The sequence below is a fragment of the Sphingobium sp. SG1 genome (assembly GCF_057063145.1).
This window is the reverse complement of the sequence record NZ_JBVVOJ010000004.1, coordinates 69,720-90,250: the sequence shown is the minus strand read 5'-3', so window position 1 is coordinate 90,250 and position 20,531 is coordinate 69,720. Positions and strand designations below refer to the sequence as shown.

Here is a 20,531-nt window from a genome sequence, read left to right as displayed (position 1 = left end):
CTCCTTATGCCGGGAGGGGGATGAATTCATGCTCGTCCGGCACCGGGGCGAAGCGCTGGGCCTGCCAGTCGGCCTTGGCCTGCTCGATCCGATCGGGCGAGGACGAGACAAAATTCCAGAAGATATGGCGCTTCTCGGGCAGCGGTTCGCCGCCCATCAGCATCAGCCGGGTCGCGCCTTTGGCCCGAAGGATGATCTCCGCGCCGGGCTTGAACACCACCAGTTCGCCGGTCGCAAAGCCGCCGGTCTGGCCGATCACCTCGACTTCGCCCTGCACCACATAGATGGCGCGTTCGACATGCTCGGCCTTGAGCTGATAGCGGGCGCCGTCCTGCAGCACGATATCGGCATAGACCATGTCGGAGAAGGTCTTCACCGGCGACACCAGACCGTCAGAACTGCCGGCGATCAGGGTCAGGCGGGTGCCCGCATCCTCGATCGTCGGGATTTCGTCGGCCTTGTGATGGGCGAAACCCGGATCGACTTCCTCCGCCTGCGTCGGCAGCGCAACCCAGGTCTGCAGACCGAACAGCTTGCCGCCCTTGGCGCGATTCTCGTCACTGGTCCGCTCGCTATGGACGATACCGCTGCCGGCGGTCATCCAGTTGACCTCGCCGGGGCGGATCGACTGGACCGATCCGACGCTGTCGCGGTGCAGGATTTCGCCCTCCAGCAGATAGGTGACGGTGGCGAGGCCGATATGCGGGTGCGGGCGCACGTCCAGCCCCTCGCCGCTGTTGAAGGTCGCCTCGCCCATCTGGTCGAAGAAGATGAAGGGGCCGACCATGCGGCGATGCGCGGACGGCAGCGCGCGGCGGACCGAAAAGCCATCGCCCAGATCGCGGACCGGGGGCAGGATGACCAGATCGACGCCATCGACCTCTGAAGTGCGGATGGACATGGGACTTATCCTCTTTTCGGAAAATGGGGTCAGGCGCCGAGCAGCGCCAGCGCCTCGATCTGGGCGCGGCTATAGCCCTGCGCGGCAAGTGTGGGGACATGGCGTTCGGCGATCGCGCGGGTGCGGCCGGATTCGCAGAGAAATTCGCGAACATCATGCAGATGCGGGGCGAGCGTGACCGGCTGGGCCTTCTTCGGTCCCAGGATCGCGTCGAGCGCATGGCCGATCCGCGAGCGCACCGGGCCGGCCGCCGCCGGTTCGCCACAGCCGCAATCGGCAACGGCGCTCAAGGTTGCCTTCACGTCCAGCCATTCGGCGGAGCTGAGGCGCGGGGTGGCGATGTTCAGCATGAGAAGGCTCCCTGTTCGTCTGGACCGTTACCTTGCCTTCCTTCTAGCGCGATGGCGCTTTCAGGATCAGCCGGATAAAATCGGTCACTCTGTTCTATATTCTGGAAAAGAAGGGGCGCATTACCCGCGCCCCTTCCCTTTTTATCGTCAGGCCGCGTCGACCAGCACGATCTCGCTATCCTCGATCGCCGTCACGCGAATGACATCCAGATCCTGGATCGCCACGCCATCACGGGCATTGGCCCGCACATCGTCGATCTGGATCGCGCCGGTCGCCGGGACCAGATAGGCCTTGCGATCCTTGCCGATCGGATATTCGGCGCTCTCGCCGGCCTTGAGCGTCGCGGCGACAACCCGCGCATCCGTGCGGATCGGCAGCGCGTCATTGTCATTCCCGTAACCCGACGCCAGCGTCACGAACTGGCCGCTGCGCTCGCCCTTGGGGAAGGGACGCGAGCCCCAACTGGGTGCTTCGCCGTCGCGGGTCGGGATGATCCAGATCTGGAAGATCTGCGTCGTCACATCCTCGCGATTATATTCCGAATGGGTGATGCCGGTGCCGGCCGACATGACCTGCACATCGCCGGCCTCGGTCCGGCCCTTGTTGCCCAGATTGTCCTGATGGGTGATCGCGCCTTCGCGGACATAGGTGATGATTTCCATGTCGCGGTGCGGGTGCGGCGGGAAACCGGTGCCCGGCGCGATCGTATCGTCATTCCAGACGCGCAGATTGCCCCAATGGACGCGGGCGGGATCATGATAGCCGGCGAACGAAAAATGATGTTTAGCATCCAGCCAGCCATGATTGGCACCACCCAGGCTGTCGAAAGGACGAAGTTCGATCATCTTGTGTCTCCTGCGGGCGGTGCATCCATCATGGGACCGCCCTGTCGAAGACCCAATTAGCGCTTGAACGCATTTCCGTTCAGATGGATAAAATCCATCGAAACGTTCCAGGAAATCGAACAGTGAACAATCCCGGCACCCCGACCTTCGACCAGCTGCGCATCTTCCTCACCATCGTCGACACCGGCAGCTTCGCCGCCGCCGGGCGCAAGCTCAATCGTGCCGTGTCGGTCATCAGCTATGGCATCGCCAATCTGGAGGCGCAGCTGGGCGTGCTGCTGTTCGAGCGCGAAGGCACGCGCAAGCCGCAGCTCACCGTCGCCGGCCGCGCCCTGCTGGCGGAGGCCCGCAGCATCGCCCATGGCATGGACGGGCTGCGCGCCAAGGTGAAGGGCCTGCTCGACGGGCTGGAGGCGGAGGTCAATCTGGCGGTCGACGTCATGTTGCCGGCCGAACGGCTGGGCAAGGTGCTCCGCGCCTTCGCCAAGGAATTTCCCACGGTGCAGTTGCGCCTCCATGCCGAGGCGCTGGGCGCGATCGTGGCGATGGTGCTGGATCGGGGCGCGGTGATCGGCATTTCCGGGCCGCTGTCGGCCGGGGTCGAGGGGATTGAGAGCATGTCCGCCGGGCTGGTGCCGATGGTCCCGGTCGCCGCGCCCGATCATCCGCTCGGCCGGATGGAGGCGATCGCGCCGGGCGCCGGTCGCGACTATACCCAGCTGGTGCTGACCGATCGGTCGCGCTTTACCGAAGGCCGCGATTTCTCGGTCGCCAGCCCCAAGACCTGGCGCCTCGCCGACCTGGGCGCCAAGCATGCGCTGCTGCGCGAAGGGATTGGCTGGGGCAATATGCCACTGCCGATGATCGAGGCGGATCTGGTCGCGGGCACATTGGTGCGGCTCGCCATGCCCGATCATCCCGGCGGCACCTATCGCTTTTCCGGCATCTGGCGCCGCGACACCCCGCCCGGCCCCGCCGCATCCTGGCTGATCGCGCAATTCGTCGCGCTGGGCGCGGACGATCGCGAGGCGGCCGGGATGAGCGACGTCTAGGCGTCCGCCAAAGACCGCGTCATCCCGACGATGCGACGCTTCCCCTTGATGAATCATGTTTTTCTGGCACACCCCAAGGAGATTGCGGCGGGGTCCGACAAGATGGCGACCATGTATCGCCGACCGGGCTCACGCCGACAATGACAGGTGGGGGACAATGGAGTGAGTGCGGGTCGCGCATGAACAAGGTCAAGGAGGCGCCTGCCACGGTCGGCGCGCGCCAATATCGTGCTTTTCTGAGCTACAGCCATGCCGACGAGCGCGCGGCGGGAAAGCTGCATCATTGGCTGGAAACCTATCGGATGCCCAGGCGCCTGGTCGGCATACAGGCCGGCCGGGCGGCGGTCCCGCGCCGGCTGACCCCGATCTTTCGCGATCGCGCCGAATTGCCGGCTGCTTCCAGCCTCGACGAACAGGTGCGCCTGGCCCTGTCCCAGTCGGACGCCCTGCTGGTGCTATGCTCGCCAGCGGCGAAGGCGTCGCGCTGGGTCAATGCGGAAATCGCGCTGTTCCGCGAACTTCATCCCGATCGGCCGATCATCGCCGCGCTGGTCGCGGGTGAGCCGGTCGACAGCTTTCCCGCCGCGCTGATCGCGCGCGACGCCGATGGCATAGAGCGTGAACCGATCGCCGCCGATTTCCGCGCCGACAGCGACGGCCCCAAACTGGCCCGGCTGAAGATCGTCGCCGGCCTGACCGGCGTACCGCTCGACCAGATCATCCAGCGCGACGCCCAGCGCCAGTTGCGCCGTGTGATAGCCGTCACATTTGTTGCGCTTTTTCTTGTCCTATTGATGGCGGCGATGCTGGTCTTTGTCGCGCGGGCAAGGAGCGAGGCAGAAAGCCAGCGCCAGCAGGCAGAGGGACTGATCGAATTCATGCTGACCGATCTGCGGGAAAAGCTGGAGGGCGTTGGCCGGCTCGACGTGCTGCAGACGGTGAACAAGCGTGCGCTCGCTTATTATGCCGACCAGCCCGACCTGGAAACATTGCCGGGCGACTCGCTCGAACGGCGCGCCCGCATCCTGCAGGCCATGGGCGAGGATGATTTCAAGCGCGGCGACACGCCAGAGGCCATCGCCCAATTCCGCGAGGCCTATCGCGTCACGGCCACCCTGCTGGCCGCCGCGCCGAACGACCCGCAACGCCTGTTTGCCCATGCCCAGAGCGAATTCTGGCTCGGCTATGTCGATTTTATACGCGATCGGAACGACGCCGCCCTGACGCGCTTCCAATCCTATCAGGCGCTGGCCGAAAGGCTGGTGCAGTTACGACCGGCGAACGACGCCTATTGGCGGGAACTGGGCTATGCGCAGGGCAATATCTGCACCATCGCCCTCGCCAGGAAGAATCCCGACAGAACATTGCAAAGCTGCAAGGGCGCGCTCGACACCATGATGCGGGTCCAGCGCCTGGCGCCCGGCGATCCGGCGATCGCCGCCGACCTCGCCAATCGCCATGCCTGGATGGCGGACGCGCTGCGCTTGCAGGGGGATGACCGGGCGGCACTGGTGCAGCGCGAAAAGCAGGACGCGATCCTGCGGTCGCTGCTCCGGCGTGATCCGAAAAATGCCGGCTATCTGCAGGACTGGATGCTGGCACGCTATTCCATGTCGAACCTGCTCTATGATCTGGGTGAAACCGATCGCGCCAAGGCGCTCCGCGCCGAAGCCCGCGCCGACGTCGCCGACCTGGTGGCGCGCGATCCGGCGAACAAGGACTGGCGGGTCTGGCAGGGCAAGCTGGCCAAACCATTGACGAAGGGGAGCAAATAGAATGTCGACGCTGAATTATACCCAATATGGCCTGGCGCCATTGATCGAGGTCGAACTGGAAGATGGCGTCGCGCCGCTGCAGTTCAATGTCGCACTGAAGGGCGAGGAGGGTTGGGTTTCGCTGCGCTATGAACAGCCCGGCGTGACCGATCATGACTATATCGCCATCACCGAAAATTCGATCGTGGAAATCAACCTGATCGGCGATCAGCTGTTCTTCTCGAAAAATTACGACGCCATCACGACCGAGGAGCCGCTCTCTTCCTTTTACGGCGGCTTGATCTATGATGATTATCACGCCGATCAGGACCGCTACAAGACCGTCCGGTTCCAGGCACGCTACAACCAGGGCGGTAAATATGGCACGCGGCACGGCTTCAACATCAATATCGACCTGCTGCAAAATCCCAGTGCCACAGAACCCAAATGGATCCCGCTGTCGATCGACCCCGACATCAAGAATCCGCCGCCCAAGGAAGACTGAGCGCAGCGACGGGGTGGTGGCGACATGATCCTTCCGATCCTTGCGCAAATCCGCAGGGTCGCACGCAGCGGCGACACCGTTCGCGCCTGGACGATGTTCGGCGCGGCGGGCCTGCTGCCGTCACGCGACAGCGATGCGCTGACCCTCAAGGGCCGACTGCTCAAGGATCGGGCGCTGCGCAGCGAGGGCGCCGAACGCGCCGCGCTGCTGGACGAGGCGCGGCAGGCCTATCTCCAGGCGGCCAGCGACTGCCGCGCCACCTATCCGCTCATCAATGCCGCCACCCTCGCCTTTCTGAACGATCGCCCCGCCGACGCGGCCGACCTCGCCCGCCAGGTGCTGGCACTGCTCGACAGCGGCGATCATGTGCAGGAAACGCGCTACTGGCTGGCGGCGACCGCGGCCGAAGCCCATCTGCTGCTGGGTGACGAGGCCGCAGCGCAGGCCGCCCTGGCACAGGCTATGGCGGCGGCGCCGGACGCCTGGGAAGATCATGCCGCGACGCTGCGGCAATTCCACGAGATATTGACCAGGCAGGGGCGCTCTACCGCAATCCTCGATCCGCTGCGCCCGCCACCCAGCCTCTATTTCAGCGGCATCATCGGCCTGCCGGACAATGAGGAGGAAGCGCGCGGCAAGATCGAGGCGGCGCTCGACCAGATTGCGCCGGGTGCCGCCTTCGGGGCGCTCGCCGCCGGGGCCGATATCCTGATCGCCGAATGCGCCCTTTTCCGGGGCATCCAGTTGCATATCGTCCTGCCGACAAGTCTCGACGTCTTTCGGCAAAGCTCGGTCGGCCGGTTCGGTGACCATTGGCTCGCCCGCTTCGATCGCCTGATCGACATGGCCGACAGCCTGGAAGCGCCCGACGCCATCACCAGCCTGTCCAACGCGGCGATCGACAAGGGGTGCGAGATCGCCATGGGACTGGCGCTGCGCCGTGCCGACGCCTTTGCGACACAGGCCATCGCACTGCATATCGGGCGCGCCTCGGATCAGCCTGCCCCTGCCTATCGGCTGTGGCAGTCACGCACATTGCCCGTGCGCAAGATCATCCTCGAACAATCAATGCCTCCCTCTGGCGATGCGCTGCCCAAGGCCGCCAACAAGGCTGTGCTGGCATCGACGACGCGCCTCGCGCCAGCCATGCGCGAAAGCGCCAATGGCCTGCATTTCCAGGCATTCGACGATATGGCCACCGCCATGCTCCAGGCCAGCCTGATCCTGAGGGACTGGCCGGACCATGGGCTGGCGCTGGAATATCAAACGGTCATGCCGAATGATCCGATCGATGGCGAGGAATGCCTGGCGCTGCTCCTGGCGCCAGCCGCACCGGCCGGCAGCATCTGCATGCCCTGGCCACAGGCCGCCGCCATGGCGCTGCAAGGCCCCGGCTATCGGTTCGAGATTGCCGGCGAAGTGATGACCCGCCAGGGCGATTGCCCGGTCGGCCATTATTATCCGCCGTCCAACTGACGGCGCGCGCCTTCAGACGACCATGTCCGCCAGCATGCGCGGCGCATGGATCTGCATCTGACCATCTTCCCGACTGACGATGCCGCGCCGGATCAGCACGGCGATCGCGCGGGACGCGGTCTCGCGGGTCGTATTCGCGCTCAGCGCCAGGGTGGTGACCTGCGGCGCTGGCACGATATGGTCGCGACCATCGGCCAGCGCGAGCAATTCGCTATAGACCCGCCCGGCCGCGCTATAGGTGGACCGGGTCGCCATTCGATCCAGCGCCCGGTCGAGTTGCCGCGCCAGCAGCCAGGCCATGCCCGCGCCGATCTGCGCATCGCCCGCCACCAGCGCAGCCAGCGATTGTGCCTCCGCGCGCAACAGGCGGCTCTCGACCAGCACCTCTATCTCCGCCCGGTGCGTCGTGGGCGCTGGATAGGCGCCGAAAAATTCCCCCGGCCCATGACGCGCCAATTGCTGGCGCTGGCCGTCGATGCCAAAGGTCTGCACCGCCACGCAGCCGTCGACGATCAGCCAGCAATGGTGCGACGCCTCCCCTTGCCGGGCCAATATCTGCTTGGCACCGACCTGCTGCGGAACCAGCACGCGGCGCAGCAGCTCTGCCGCCTTCCGATCACATCGGAAAACCGCTGCCAGCACCTCGACCTGTTCCTCGACCTGCAATCCTCCACTCCTCGGTGACGATCGATCGTTCCGTTACCGGCATAGCCTATGCGCTCCGGATGAACAGGAGGGCAGGATGATTCTCGGAAAATATGTGATCTGCATCACGGCCATGCCGAGGAGATTTCCCTAGGGAATCAGCGCGACCCGAAGGAGGCCCCGGTGGGGCAACCTTTTCTTGGCCCGGAGCTTCATATGGCTTCGGGCCTTTTTTTTCGCAATCTCCGCGGTTCGGCCATCAACCACAAGAGGGCTCGCCGCGCGTGGAACCCAGATGCCGGTGCGTGGACCGATCGAGAATATCTGCTGCTGGATGGTCCCTGACAGGGACAGGTTCGCTCTCATAGCGATGCACCACCTTGCTGTGAAGGTGGTGACCCCTACGGGAATCGAACCCGTGTTTCAGCCGTGAAAGGGCCGCGTCCTAACCGCTAGACGAAGGGGCCGTTCGTTGTCGCCGCCGTGGCAGCGCTGCGAAGCGAGGGCGCAATTAGGCGGGACCGGCGAAAGGGTCAACCCCCTTTGCGCAAGAAAATTGCAATCTTTCTCAATCGGCCCAGGCGGCGTCCTCCAGATGCAGCTCTGCGGCGGGTCGGCTGCCCCAGTCATCGATCTTCGCACGGCCCGCCACCCACAGCCGACGGTCGCGCGGCGCACCCAGAATCGCCTGACCCAGTTCCGACTCGGCCTGACGGAAGGCGATCGTCTTGATCGACCGGCCATCATCGCCCGCCATGATCGCCCGCAAATGGCCATTGCCGACCACATCGGCGCGAATCACCCGCATCGGCCCGGCGGCGATCAACGGCGCGGGCCAGCCTGCGCCATAGGGGCCGCCCGCCTCGATCGCGGCGACGAAGTCGGGATTGACCCCGGCCGGCGCCAGCACCGCGTCGATCAGCAGCGCCCGCTCGTCCCGCGCACGCGCGACGGCGGCCGACAGGCGATCATCTAGGAAGTCGGCCAGCGCATCGACCTTGTCCGCCATCACGGTAAGCCCCGCCGCCATCGCATGGCCGCCGCCCGCGACCAGCAGGCCGCTATCCTTGGCCGCCAGCACCGCCGCGCCCAGATCGACGCCGGAAATGGAGCGTCCCGACCCCTTGCCCACGCCATCCTCGTCCAGCGCGACGACGATGGCGGGACGGCCGGCCCGTTCCTTGAGCCGCCCGGCAACGATGCCGATGACGCCGGGATGCCAGCCCGGCCCGGCGACCAGCGCCACGGCCCGATTGTCCTGCGCCGCCAGCAAGGCCTCCGCCTGTTCCTGCACGATCGATTCGATCGCGCGCCGTTCCTCGTTCAATCGATCCAGTTCGGCGGCGATTCGCGCGGCCTCGGCCGGATCTTCGGTGGTCAGCAGCCGCACCCCCAGATCCGCCTTGCCGACACGCCCGCCGGCATTGATGCGCGGCCCGAGCGCGAAGCCCAGATCATGGCAGAGCGGCGCACGATTGAGGCGGCTGGCGTCCATCAGTGCGGCGAGACCGATATTGCGCCGCTTGGCCATGATCTTGAGCCCCTGCGCCACGAAGGCGCGGTTGAGCCCCTTGAGCTGCGCGACGTCGGCGACGGTGCCCAGCGCGACGATGTCGAGCAATTCCATGATCGCCGGCTCCGGCCGGGTCGCGAACCAGCCGCGCGCACGCAGCGTCCGCAGCAGGGCCGCGCCCAGCAGGAAGGCCATGCCGACGGCGGCAAGATGGCCATGGACGGCCGCAGCATCATTTTCGTCCAGCCGGTTGGGATTGACCAGGGCCAGCGCCACCGGCAGCGCCGCCGCGCATTTATGATGGTCGACGACGACGACATCGACCCCGGCCGCCTTAGCCATGTCGAGCGCCTCGAACGCCTGCGCGCCGCAATCGACGGTGACGATCAGTTGCGCGCCATCCCCCGCAAGCCGCACCAGCGCCTCACCCGACGGGCCATAGCCTTCCATCAAGCGGTCGGGGATATAGGGCCGGGCATCCAGGCCAATGTCACGCAGCAACCGGATCAGCAGCGCCGCGCTGGTCGCGCCATCGACGTCATAATCACCGAAGATGCGCACATCCTCGCCGCGCTGGACCGCATCGGCCAGCCGCTCGGCCGCCGCGTCCATGTCGCGGAACAGGCTGGGGTCGGGCATGAAATGGCGGATGGTGGGATTGCGATGCGCCTCCACCCCGTCGGGCGGACAGCCGCGCGCCAGCAGCAGTTGCGCCACCAGATCGTCGGGCTGATAGCCGGGCGAACGCGCGTCCGCCCCCAGGCCGCGCCAGCGCCAGGGCTGGCCAGTGATCGAACGGGTGATGTTGAGCGCAAATGTCATGAAGCGGCTCTAGACCGGCGGGGGCACCGATGGAAGCGCCGCGCCGCCGGGCGAAATCGTCACGCAGGCGGAACCGTTGCAAGTCATTGGGCGTATTGCCTGTTTGCCGGACATATGGGATGCCCGGTGCGAAAGGGGCATCGCAGACAGATGAAGAAGCGGCAGGCGAGATATGTTCGGCATGCGCTGGGCATGATCATGGCAGCCGCCTCTCCCCTGCCCCTGATGGCGCAGACGGTCCCGGCCAGCGCCCCCAGCACCACAGCGCCCGCCGACGAAGAACCGATCCTGCCCGACGACGAGTTCAACGCGCGCCTGCCCGGCGCCGGCAGCGTCGACGACAAGGCCAGCAATAGCGCGACCGACAGCAAGGCCCCCTTGCCCTCGATCGACGACTGGCTCGACCAGCAGATGCCGGCCCAGGGCAGTGCCCAAGGCAGCGCGCCGGCCAGCGGCACGACGCCCGCGACCGGCGCCGAACTGCCCCCCCGCCACCGAACCGCCGGTCGAAACCGAACTGGCCCAGCCGCTGCCCGCGCTCGACAGCGTGACCGTGCCGGAAAATGTCGCCGATGATGACAGCGACGAAAAGATGCCCGAGGTCCGCTATGCGACCCAGCTCGACGGGTTCGGCAAGACCGGTCTGGAGGATGAGTTCCGTGCCGCATCCGCCCTGGTCGATGGCAAGGGCAAGGCCGAGACCGCATCGATGGTGCAGCAGCGCGCCCAGGCCGACGAGCAACTGGCGGTGCGGCTGTTCCATTCGGAAGGCTATTATGATGCCACCGCCCTCGCCTCGCTCGACCAGCAGCAGGATGGCACGCTGAAGGCGATCCTGTCGGTGACGCCGGGCAAGCGCTACAAGATGGGCGAGATCGTCATCCATGCGCCCGAGACCATCCCGCCCGGCCTGATCCGCGACAGCCTGACCTTGAAGACCGGCGATTATATCGTCGCCACAGCGGTCGAGGCGGCGGAGGCCAATGTTGCGCTCAAGCTGCCGGAACAGGGCTATGCCTTCGCCAGGATCGGCGACCGCGACATCTTGCTCGATCCCGCGACCGTGACCGGCGACTATACGCTGCCGGTCGAGCCAGGCCCGCGCGGCACATTCCGCACCATTACCACCAGCGGCGAGAAGCAGGCGTTCGGCGCCGACCATATGGCGGTGATCGCCCGCTTCGACAAAGGCGACCTTTATGACAGCCGCAAGGTCGACGATCTGCGCAAGGCGCTGGTCGCGACCGGCCTGTTCGCCAGCGTCGCGGTCGATCCGGTCCAGACCGGCGAGCCCGGCCCGGATGGCACCGAATATGTCGATCTGCATGTCGATCAGGAAGCCGGCCCGGCCCGGCGGCTGGCCGGCGAACTGGGCTATGGCACCGGACAGGGCTTCCGCGCCGAAGGCAGCTGGACCCATCGCAATCTGTTCCCGCCCGAAGGCGCCCTGATCGCCAGCGTCATCGCCGGCACCCAGGAACAGGGCGTATCGGGCACCTTCCGCCGGTCCAATGCGGGCAAGCGCGACAAGACTTTCCAGGCCGGCGCCGGCGTCAACCATCAGAAATATGACGCCTATGAAGCCTTCACCCTGGGCCTCAATGCCAGCTGGTCGCGCCAGTCCACACCGATCTTCCAGAAGCGCTGGACCTATACCTATGGCGGCGAAATCCTGCTTTCGAACGAAAATACCACGATCGACGAAAGCGGGGAAAACAAGCGGCTGACCTATTTCATCGGCGCACTGCCGGTGCAGGTCGGCTATGACCGCTCCAACGACCTGCTCAACCCCACCAGCGGCTTCCGCGCCAATCTGCGCGTGTCGCCCGAGGCGTCCTTGCAGGGCAATGTCTCGCCCTATGTCCGCGCCAGCTTCGACCTGGCCGGCTATTATCCGATTTCCGACAGTTTCGTGCTGGCGGCGCGGACCAAGATCGGCACGATCAACGGCGTTGCCCGCGACGATGTCGCCCCTTCGCGGCGCATCTATGCCGGCGGTGGCGGGTCGGTGCGCGGCTATGGCTATCAGGAACTGGGGCCAAAGGACGCGAACAATGATCCGATCGGCGGCCGATCAGTCAATGAATTCGCGGTCGAGGGCCGCTATCGCTTCGGCAATTATGGCGTCGTCGCCTTCGTCGATGCGGGCCAGGTCTATGAAAGCCAGATCCCGCAATTTTCCGACATTCGCTATGGCGTGGGCCTGGGCGGACGTTTCTACACCAATTTCGGACCCTTCCGCGCAGATATAGCCATGCCGATCAACCGCCAGCCCGGCGAATCCAAATTCGCCCTCTACATCGGTATCGGACAGGCCTTCTGATGGCGGAAGATACCCCTCCCCCCGCGCCCGAAGCGACCGAGACCGTGGTGATCCGCCAGGGCCGCCCGCTGTGGCAGAAGATCGCCATCGGCCTGGCCGGCCTGATCGTCGGGCTCGTGGTGCTGGTCGCGGGCCTGCTGCTGTTCCTCGATACCCAGCCGGGCAAGAGTTTCCTCATCAAGCAGATCGCCGCGCTCAAGATGGAATCGGGCATGGGGATCGAGGTCGGCCGGATCGAGGGATCGATCTATAGCGACATGACCATCCACGACCTGATCCTGCGCGATCCCAAGGGCGTTTTCGCGGTCAGCCCCAGGGTCCATGTCGTCTGGCGCCCGTTCCGCTATCTGCAAAATCACATCTCGGTCCAGAATCTGGAAAGCCCGCTGGTGGTGCTGGCGCGCAGCCCGCAATTCAACCAGACCCCGACCGATCCCAATGCGCCGATCCTGCCCGACCTCGATATCGACGTCGACCGGATGCGGCTCGACCGTTTCCTGCTCGCCAAGCCGGTGATCGGCCAGAAGCGCGAAATCGCGATCGACAGCGTCGTCCATATCGCCGACGGCCGTGCCCAGCTGTCCGCCAATGCGGTGGTCGACAGCGGCGATCGGCTGCAGGCGAAGCTGGACGCGGTGCCGGCACAGAATCGCCTGGCGATGAGCGGCACGCTGACCGCGCCCAAGGGCGGCGTGATCGCGGCGATGAGCGGCCTGCCCGACGGCATGACCGCCTCGCTCGACGGCAAGGGCACCTGGCAGGCCTGGAACGGCAAGCTGATCGCCACCACGCCCAAGGGCGAACTGGCCAATATCGCGCTCGCCGCCCGCGACGGCAGCTTCACCGCCAAGGGGCCGCTGCGCCCCGGCCTCGTCTATGGCGACATTGCCGACCGGCTGACCCGGCCGCAGCTCGACGTCGATCTGTTCGCCGGCCTCAACGAACGGCGCGTCAACCTCAAGGGGTCGCTGCGCTCGCCGGCCATGTCGGCCGATGCGCAGGGTCTGGTGGACCTGGGTAAGAGCACATTCAGCGCGCTCAAGATCAATGCCGCGCTGCTGCAACCGGGCGCCTTCATGGACAAGGTGAAGGGCAAGGATGTCCGTGCCTCGATCATCCTCGACGGGCCGATGGCGACGCCGTTCATCGATTATGACATCAGCGCCACATCCCTCGCCTTCGACGCCACCGGCATCGAGAATCTGAAGGCCAGCGGTCGCGCCGTGATCGACGCCGATCGCATCCGCATCCCGGTCAATGCGACGGCCAAGCGCGTCACCGGCCTCAATGCCGCCGCCGGCGGCCTGATGACCAATTTGCGAGTGAAGGGCGACTTTGCCTATGCCGGCGGCAAGCTGATCAGCGACAATCTCAAGCTCGACAGCGACAAGATCGACGCCACCGCCATCGTCTTGGCCGATCTCGACAATGCCATCTATCGCGGCGCGCTGAAGGGCCGGGTCAACGACTATCGGATCGACGGCGTCGGCATCGTCAACCTCAACACCGACGTCAAGCTGATCCCCGGTCCCAAGGGCGGCTTCGGCCTGTCGGGCATGTTCGGCGTGCGCACCGCGCGCTGGGAAAATGCCTCGGTCCGTGACTTCCTGGGCGGCAATGCGGTGATGTCCGGCCGGATCGGCATGACGCCGGAGGGCAAGTTCACGCTGGCGGGGCTGAAGGGTGCCGCACCCAATTTCCAGATCAAGTCCGGTTCGGGCAGCTATGACACCAACGGCCAGCTCGCCTTCGACACCGAAGCCTATTCCAAACAATATGGCCCGCTGTTCTTGACCGTGCGCGGCACGGCGGACCGGCCGCAGGCGGTGCTGCGCGCGCCGCGCCCCAATGTCGGGGTGCAACTGACCGATGTCGTCGCCAAGCTGAATGGCGAACCGGCCGGCTATCGCCTCGATGCCACCGGCGGATCGCCCTATGGCCCCTTCTTCGCCAATGTGCTGATCCGCACCGCGCAAGGCCCGCTGACCATCGACGTGACCAAGGCGCGCTTCGCCGGCGTCGACATGAACGGCCGCATCCAGCAATCCAGTGCCGGCCCTTTCACCGGCCAGCTCGCAATGAACGGATCGGGCATCACCGGCGCGGTGAAGCTCAACGCCGTGGGCAAGCTGCAGGGCGTCGACGTCAACGCCGTCGCCAGCAATGCCAAGCTGCCGGGCGAGGCCGACATCGTCATCGGCCGCGCCATCGTCACCGCCTCCATGCTGCTGAGCGACCAGCCCAAGGTGATCGCCGACGTGCAGATGGCGAATGCCGCCTATGGCGACTATGTCGTGCGCAAGGCGCGGGCGAAACTCGATTATCAGGGCGGGCGGGGCAAGGCCCAGCTGGTCGCCGACGGCTCCAGCGGCGTGCCCTTCTCGGTCGCGGTCAACGCCGCGCTGCGCCCCGACCTCTATGCCGTCGCGCTGCAGGGCAAGGCCAGCAATGTCGATTTCCGCCTGAACCAGCCGGCGATCATCCGCGCTGGAAAGACCGGCTATCGGCTGGAACCGGTCAGCCTGGTGCTGCCGCAGGGCAAGGTCGATCTGGCTGGCCATTTCGGCACGGACACGGCGCTGCAGGCCCGTTTCAAGGATTTCGACCTAGCCATCGCCAATGTCGCCAATCCGGGCCTGGGCATCGGCGGCAAGGCGACCGGCATGGTCGATTACAGCCAGAGCGGCACCGCCTTCCCGACCGCGACCACGCGCCTGGCGATCAGCGATTTCCGCCGGTCGAGCCTGGCCGCCGTGTCCGACGCAGTGTCGATGAATGTCGAGGGCAAGCTGTCCTCCGCCGGCGGCGACATGCGCGGCCTCATCCGCAAGGGCAACAGCACGATCGGCCGCTTCGTCGCCACCATGGCCCCGCCGGGACCGGGCGCCAACTGGTCGGAACAGCTGATGGCCGCGCCGCTGGGCGGCGGCATTCGCTATGCCGGCCCGGCCGACGTGCTCTTCTCCTTCGCCGGCCTTGCCGATCAGCGGCTGAGCGGCGGCATCGCGGTCGCGGCCGATTTCGGCGGCCGACTGACCGCGCCGCAGCTTAACGGCCTGGTCCGCGCCAATGCGCTGACCTATGACAATACGAGTTTCGGCACCCGCGTCACCCAGATGAAGCTCGACGGCCGCTTCACCAACGATCGGCTCGACATTCGCGACTTCTCCGGCCGCGCCGGCAACGGCACGGTCCAGGCCAGCGGCACGGTGGGCCTGGCCGCCGACAGCGGCTTCCCGATGAACATCGCGGTCAAGATGGACCATGCCCGCCTCGCCCGCAGCGAAGCGATCACCAGCGTGGTCAGCGGCACCCTCGCTATCACCAACAGCGCGGAAAATGGCGGCTTGATCAAGGGCGACCTGTCGCTGCCCGAGACCCGCTATCGCGTCGCCTGGCAGGGCGGCACCGAGATTCGCGAATTGCAGGGCGTCCGCCGCAAGGGCGAGGGCCAGGATGTGCTCGCGCAGCGCATCGCCGACCGCAAGGCCGCCGCGGCATCGCCGACCAACTGGAAACTCGACATCCGCCTGCGCGCCGACAATCAGATCTATGTGACCGGCATGGGCCTCGATTCCGAATGGAAGACCGACATGCGCGTCACCGGCACCGCGACCAAGCCGCGCGTCAGCGGCAAGATCGAGGTGATTCGCGGCCGCTACAGCTTCTCGGGTCACCAGTTCGACCTGGATCAGGGCGTCATCACCTTCAACGGCGACATGATGAACCCGACGCTGGCAATCAAGGCGCTGACCGAGATTGACGATGTCAGCGCCGGCATCGCCGTCGCCGGCACCGCGCAGCAGCCGGACATCACATTCGTGTCGACGCCGGCGCTGCCGCAGGACGAGATTCTCTCGCGCATCCTGTTCGGTGACAATGTCGCCAATCTGTCCGCGACACAGGCGATCCAGTTGGCGGCCGCGCTCAACGGCCTGCGCGGCGGCAGTGGCGGTCTCAACCCGATGGGCAAGCTGCAGGGCGCGTCCGGCCTCGACCGGATCGGCATCGTCGGCGGTGACGAGGATACCGGGCGCGGCACGTCGCTCGCCGTCGGCCAGCATATCTCCAACAATATCTATGTGGAGGTGGTGACGGACTCGAAGGGCTTCACCGCCACCCAGCTGGAAGTCGCCCTGTCGAAGACGCTGAGCATCCTGTCGAAGACCGGCACCAATGCGGGATCTTCCGCCGCACTTCGTTATTCCAGGGACTATTGATCCGGCGCCAGCGTGGCGCCGCCACAACAGGAGAATATGTGCCCTTCGCCCCGTCGCTCTGCCGCCCGCTCATCTGTGCCGTCGCCCTCTCCGCAGCGCCGGCCGCGCTGGCGGAAACCCCGCGCGAACTGCTGACCGCGGCCGCCTTCCAGACCAGCGACAAGGCGCGGGCGCTCAGCCTCATCGGCCAGGCCATCAGCGCCGCCGACCGCATATTGATGACCGCCCCCAATGATCATGAGGCGGTGCTGCAACGCGCGGTCGCGATCGGCTATCGCGCCAAGCTGACTCGCAGCCGAGCCGATGCGCGCAGCTCGCTTTCCGCGTTCGAGGCGCTGGCCGCCCGCAACCCGCGCGATGCCGAGGCACAGATGGTGATCGCCGGCTGGCATCTCGACGCGATCGACCAGCTTGGCAGCTTCATCGCCCGCACCGTGCTGGGGGCCAAGGAACAGGTGGGCGAGGCTGCTCTGGGCAAGGCGGTCGCGCTGGGCGGCAACCGCGCTTTCTACTCGGGCCTGGCCGCATTGATGCGCATCCGCGCCGATCATAATGATGTCGCCGGCGCGCTGGCGCTGGCCGAACGGGCGGCCAATGCGCCTGCCCCCGCCCCGCTCGACCAGTTGATGAAGCGTAATGCCGCCGCCATCCTGCCCGCCCTGCGCGCCGGCAATGGCAAGGCGGCCGCCGCCCAGGCGCGCAAGCTGCTGCCGTTCGGGAAGCTGCCGGAATAGCGCGACAGCGGCCTGCAGCATCGGCAGGATGGCATCTTGCCGAATCTCTCCTGAAGGATGGCCATGCGTCTCGCGATCGAAGCGACCCTCGACTATGAATTTACCGGGCCGACCGACGTATTGATGGCCGTCGAGGCCGCCGCCATGGCCGACCAGCGCATCGTCGAACAATCGCACATCATCGACAATGCCGGGCCGCTGACCAATTTGATGGGCGGCAGCGCGATCGGCCGGCGCACCTGGACGCGCAGCGGCACCGGGCGGATGCTCAGCCGCTACAAGGCGCTGGTCGATGTCGATCGGCCCGCGCCCGATCTCTTCTCGCTCGCCCGCTCGCCCTTGCCCAGCCTGCCGCAGGATGTGCTGCCCTTCATCTGGCCCAGCCGCTATTGCGAGGCGGACCGGTTCGTCAGTTTCGTCTGCGGCCATTTCGAAGGGCTGGACGGTGGCCCGCTGGTGCAGGCGCTGGTCGGCTGGGTGCATGACAATCTGCAATATGTGCCGGGCAGTTCGGACATCACCACCACCGCCGCCGACACGTTTGTCGCCCAGCGAGGTGTGTGCCGCGACTTCGCGCACCTCACCGCCGCGCTGATCCGCGCGCGCGACATTCCCGCCCGGCTGGTGTCGGTCTATGCCGCCGATCTCGACCCGCCCGATTTCCACGCGGTGGTGGAGGTGTGGCTCGACGGCGCCTGGCATATGGTCGACGCGACGGGGTTGGCCCCGATCGAGGGGATGGTCCGCATCGCCGTCGGCCGCGACGCCACCGACATCGCCTTCATGACCATCTTCGGCAGCGCCCAGATGAACGAACAGGCGATCCATGTGACGCGGATGGCAGAACCCAGGGACGTTACGGCCCCTTGACCCCGGCCCTGCCGCCCGCCTAGCCTATACTCAGACAAATTGAGGAAGGGGATGGCATGGGCGTGCAGCTTTCGGGACGGGCTTGGGTGCGGACGCGGCGGGCGCTGCTGGCGGCGACGGCGGGCCTGCTCGCCGGCCTTGCCGGCGCATCGGCCCCGGCGGCTGCGCCCGGCGACAGTGCCGTCCTGACCGTCGACGCCGGCAAGCCCGGCGCCACCATCGATCCCAATATCTATGGCCAGTTCGTCGAGCATCTGGGCCGCGGCGTCTATGAAGGCATATGGGTCGGGCCGGACAGCCCCATCCCCAATGTGCGCGGCATCCGCAGCGACGTGGTCGCCGCGCTGCGCCAGGTGAAGGTGCCGGTGGTCCGCTGGCCGGGCGGCTGCTTTGCCGATGGCTATCATTGGCGCGACGGCATCGGCCCGGCCGCGCAGCGCCCTGCCGGCATCAACGCCGCCTGGGACAAGTCGGCCGAAACCAATGCGTTCGGCACCCATGAATATATGGATTTCCTGGACCAGATCGGCGCCAAGGCCTTCGTGTCGGTCAATGTCGGATCGGGCAGCGTGCGCGAGGCGGACGACTGGATGCGCTACATGACCGCACCGGCCGACAGCCAGCCCGGCAAGGAACGCGCCGCCAATGGCCATGCCGCGCCCTGGGCCGTGCCCTTCATCGGCGTCGGCAACGAAAGCTGGGGCTGTGGCGGCAACATGACCGCGGACACCTATGCCACCGCCTTCCGCCATTATGCCGCCTTCCTGCGCGCCTATTCGGGCGAGCGGGCGAAGCTGATCGCGGTGGGCGCGGACACCGACGATTATGAATGGACCGAAAAGGTCATGGCGCAGGCGATGAAATGGCGCCCCAATCCCACGCCGCTCGCCTACAATACCGAACGCCCGCTGATGTGGGGCCTGTCGCTCCATTTCTACAGTTTCGCCGGCAATGACTGGCGCAACAAGGGGCGCAATATCGGCTTTGGCACCGACCAATGGGCATCCGCGCTGGCCCGCGCCCATCTGACCGACGAACTGATCCGCCGCCATGCCGCGATCATGGACCGCTATGATCCGAAAAAGCAGGTGGCGATCGCAGTCGATGAATGGGGCGCCTGGTTCGACAGCGAGAAGGACGCGCCCTCGCAACTCTATCTCGAAAGCACGCTGCGCGACGCGGTGATCGCCGGGATGAGCCTCAACATCTTCAACAATCATGCCGACCGGGTGCGGATGGCCAATGTCGCGCAGATGGTAAATGTCATCCAGTCGCTGGTGCTAACCCAGGGCGCCAAGATGGTGGTGACGCCGACCTGGCATGTGTTCGACCTCTACAAGGTCCATCAGAATGCGACGATGATCCCGGTCGATGTGCAGGCGCCCGACTATGTCGAGGGCGCGGTGCGGCTGCCGGGGCTCAGCGTGTCGGCGTCGAAGGATACGGCGGGCGCGCTGCATCTCAGCATCGTCAATCTCGACCCCACCGCCACCCGGCCGGTGCGCATCGATCTGAAAGGGGGCGCCTGGCGCAAGGCGAGCGCCCGGACGCTGACCGCCGCGACCATCGACACCCGCATCCGCTTCGAGGGCGCCGATCCCTTCGTGCCTGGCCCGTTGCCGGCACGGCTGGCGCAGGGCCAGGTGGCGCTGACCCTGCCGTCCAAGTCGGTGACATTGGTGACGGTGGAGTAAGGGCGCCTAGCCCCCTACTCCACCTCCGGAGCCTTACCCCTCCGCCGCCTTCAGCCGTCCGGCCGCATCGTCGAACGCCGCCCAACTGATCTGGGCCAGGCTGGCGCCGATGCTGCAACGGCGCACGCCCAGTGCCGCCAGCGCGGCGATGCCGGCCGTGTCATAGTCATGGATGACGACATTGACCGGCCTGGGCGCGACCGCCGCCACCAGTTCGGCGACGGCGCCATGATCGAGCAGGAAAGGCACGAACAGGCAGTCGGCTCCCGCCTCCGCATAGGCGACGGCGCGGGCGATGCTCTCGCTCGGCGCCATGCCGGGCACGCGGAAATTCTCGCTGCGCCCGACCAGCATCAGCGCCGGATCGATCCGGTCGATCGCTTCGCGCGCGGCCGCGATCCGCTCCACCGCCAGCGGCAGGTCATAGAGCGCGCTGCCCGACCAGTCCTCGATCGACAGGGCGGCAATGCCGGTCTGCGCCGCCAGCGTCACATTCGCGGCGACATCCTCGGGCGCATCGGCAAAGCCATTTTCGAAATCCGCGTTGACCGGCAGGTCGGTCGCCGCGACCAGCATCTCCAGATGCGCCAGCACCGCGTCGCGGCCCAGTTCGCCATCATCCTTGCCCGCCGCCCAGGCCGCGCCGGCACTGGTCGACGCGATTGCGCGAAAGCCCTTCTTCGCCAGCCGCACCGCGCTGCCCGCGTCCCACGCATTGGGCAGCAGGAAAAAGCCGTCCTGGTGCAGGGCACGGAAATCGGCGCGTTTGCGGGCGGTGTCGGTCATCATGAAATCCTTCTTTGTCCTCTGGATTGGCAAGCGGATT

The 20,531-nt window shown here is 66.3% G+C and carries 16 protein-coding genes and 1 tRNA gene; 10 read left to right on the top strand and 7 right to left on the bottom strand.

All coding sequences use genetic code 11. The annotated features are described in order from the left end of the window. Positions 1 to 4: 4 nt before the first annotated feature. From AC0KVN_RS11105 to AC0KVN_RS11095, 3 genes are all read right to left on the bottom strand, one after another. Complete coding sequence (locus AC0KVN_RS11105) at positions 5 to 901, bottom strand: pirin family protein (protein ID WP_435566970.1); 897 nt, start codon at positions 899 to 901, stop codon at positions 5 to 7. Positions 902 to 930: 29 nt separating this feature from the next. Next, on the bottom strand, positions 931 to 1,251 hold the full coding sequence (locus tag AC0KVN_RS11100) for a hypothetical protein (protein WP_435566969.1): 321 nt from the start codon (positions 1,249 to 1,251) through the stop codon (positions 931 to 933). A 147-nt stretch (positions 1,252 to 1,398) separates the two neighbouring features. Continuing rightward, positions 1,399 to 2,097 carry a pirin family protein gene (locus tag AC0KVN_RS11095; RefSeq protein WP_004208647.1) on the bottom strand — a complete coding sequence of 233 codons (699 nt, stop codon included), beginning with the start codon at positions 2,095 to 2,097 and terminating at the stop codon, positions 1,399 to 1,401. A gap of 122 nt (positions 2,098 to 2,219) precedes the next feature. Between AC0KVN_RS11095 and AC0KVN_RS11090 the strand changes: the two genes are divergently transcribed. The 4 genes from AC0KVN_RS11090 (at position 2,220) to AC0KVN_RS11075 (ending at position 6,884) form a co-directional block, all read left to right on the top strand. Next, a complete protein-coding gene (locus tag AC0KVN_RS11090; protein ID WP_010339588.1) occupies positions 2,220 to 3,149 on the top strand; it encodes a LysR family transcriptional regulator in 930 nt (309 codons plus the stop codon). Between the two features lie 179 nt (positions 3,150 to 3,328). Next, positions 3,329 to 4,924: a toll/interleukin-1 receptor domain-containing protein gene (locus AC0KVN_RS11085; protein WP_435566968.1), complete on the top strand. Its 1,596-nt coding sequence runs from the start codon at positions 3,329 to 3,331 to the stop codon at positions 4,922 to 4,924. Between the two features lies 1 nt (position 4,925). Then, on the top strand, positions 4,926 to 5,408 hold the full coding sequence (locus AC0KVN_RS11080; RefSeq protein ID WP_097384611.1) for a nucleotide synthetase: 483 nt from the start codon (positions 4,926 to 4,928) through the stop codon (positions 5,406 to 5,408). 24 nt (positions 5,409 to 5,432) lie between these two features. Then, complete coding sequence (locus tag AC0KVN_RS11075) at positions 5,433 to 6,884, top strand: TRAFs-binding domain-containing protein (protein WP_435566967.1); 1,452 nt, start codon at positions 5,433 to 5,435, stop codon at positions 6,882 to 6,884. Between the two features lie 12 nt (positions 6,885 to 6,896). Here AC0KVN_RS11075 and AC0KVN_RS11070 read toward each other — a convergent pair whose 3' ends face one another. The 3 genes from AC0KVN_RS11070 to recJ all read right to left on the bottom strand — a co-directional run bounded on the left by AC0KVN_RS11070 (position 6,897) and on the right by recJ (position 9,864). Next, positions 6,897 to 7,550 carry a Crp/Fnr family transcriptional regulator gene (locus tag AC0KVN_RS11070; RefSeq protein WP_004208652.1) on the bottom strand — a complete coding sequence of 218 codons (654 nt, stop codon included), beginning with the start codon at positions 7,548 to 7,550 and terminating at the stop codon, positions 6,897 to 6,899. 371 nt (positions 7,551 to 7,921) lie between these two features. After that, positions 7,922 to 7,996: transfer RNA gene (locus tag AC0KVN_RS11065), tRNA-Glu, on the bottom strand. Between the two features lie 101 nt (positions 7,997 to 8,097). Further along, entirely contained in the window at positions 8,098 to 9,864 is a 1,767-nt protein-coding gene (gene recJ / locus AC0KVN_RS11060) for a single-stranded-DNA-specific exonuclease RecJ (RefSeq protein ID WP_435566966.1), read from the bottom strand. Positions 9,865 to 10,014: 150 nt separating this feature from the next. Here recJ and AC0KVN_RS11055 point away from each other — a divergent pair, with 150 nt between their 5' ends. The 6 genes from AC0KVN_RS11055 (at position 10,015) to AC0KVN_RS11030 (ending at position 19,705) form a co-directional block, all read left to right on the top strand. Continuing rightward, positions 10,015 to 10,440 (top strand): hypothetical protein, encoded by a 426-nt coding sequence (locus tag AC0KVN_RS11055; RefSeq protein WP_483656110.1) that lies wholly within the window; start codon positions 10,015 to 10,017, stop codon positions 10,438 to 10,440. A 16-nt stretch (positions 10,441 to 10,456) separates the two neighbouring features. Next, positions 10,457 to 12,187 (top strand): autotransporter assembly complex protein TamA, encoded by a 1,731-nt coding sequence (locus AC0KVN_RS11050; protein ID WP_483656135.1) that lies wholly within the window; start codon positions 10,457 to 10,459, stop codon positions 12,185 to 12,187. Further along, positions 12,187 to 16,407 (top strand): translocation/assembly module TamB domain-containing protein, encoded by a 4,221-nt coding sequence (locus AC0KVN_RS11045; RefSeq protein WP_435566964.1) that lies wholly within the window; start codon positions 12,187 to 12,189, stop codon positions 16,405 to 16,407. Before AC0KVN_RS11050 ends, AC0KVN_RS11045 begins: the two co-directional genes overlap by 1 nt. A 38-nt stretch (positions 16,408 to 16,445) precedes the next feature. Further along, the gene (locus AC0KVN_RS11040; RefSeq protein WP_026109532.1) at positions 16,446 to 17,141 is read left to right on the top strand and encodes a hypothetical protein; all 696 of its coding nucleotides are present in this window, start codon (positions 16,446 to 16,448) and stop codon (positions 17,139 to 17,141) included. A gap of 63 nt (positions 17,142 to 17,204) precedes the next feature. Next, entirely contained in the window at positions 17,205 to 18,011 is an 807-nt protein-coding gene (locus AC0KVN_RS11035) for a transglutaminase-like domain-containing protein (protein ID WP_435566963.1), read from the top strand. Positions 18,012 to 18,067: 56 nt separating this feature from the next. After that, complete coding sequence (locus AC0KVN_RS11030; protein ID WP_435566962.1) at positions 18,068 to 19,705, top strand: alpha-N-arabinofuranosidase; 1,638 nt, start codon at positions 18,068 to 18,070, stop codon at positions 19,703 to 19,705. Positions 19,706 to 19,738: 33 nt separating this feature from the next. On the opposite strand, the gene AC0KVN_RS11025 is transcribed toward AC0KVN_RS11030, so the two are convergent. Continuing rightward, positions 19,739 to 20,494, bottom strand: a complete 756-nt coding sequence (locus AC0KVN_RS11025; RefSeq protein ID WP_435566961.1) for an isocitrate lyase/PEP mutase family protein — start codon at positions 20,492 to 20,494, stop codon at positions 19,739 to 19,741. Positions 20,495 to 20,531: the final 37 nt, after the last annotated feature.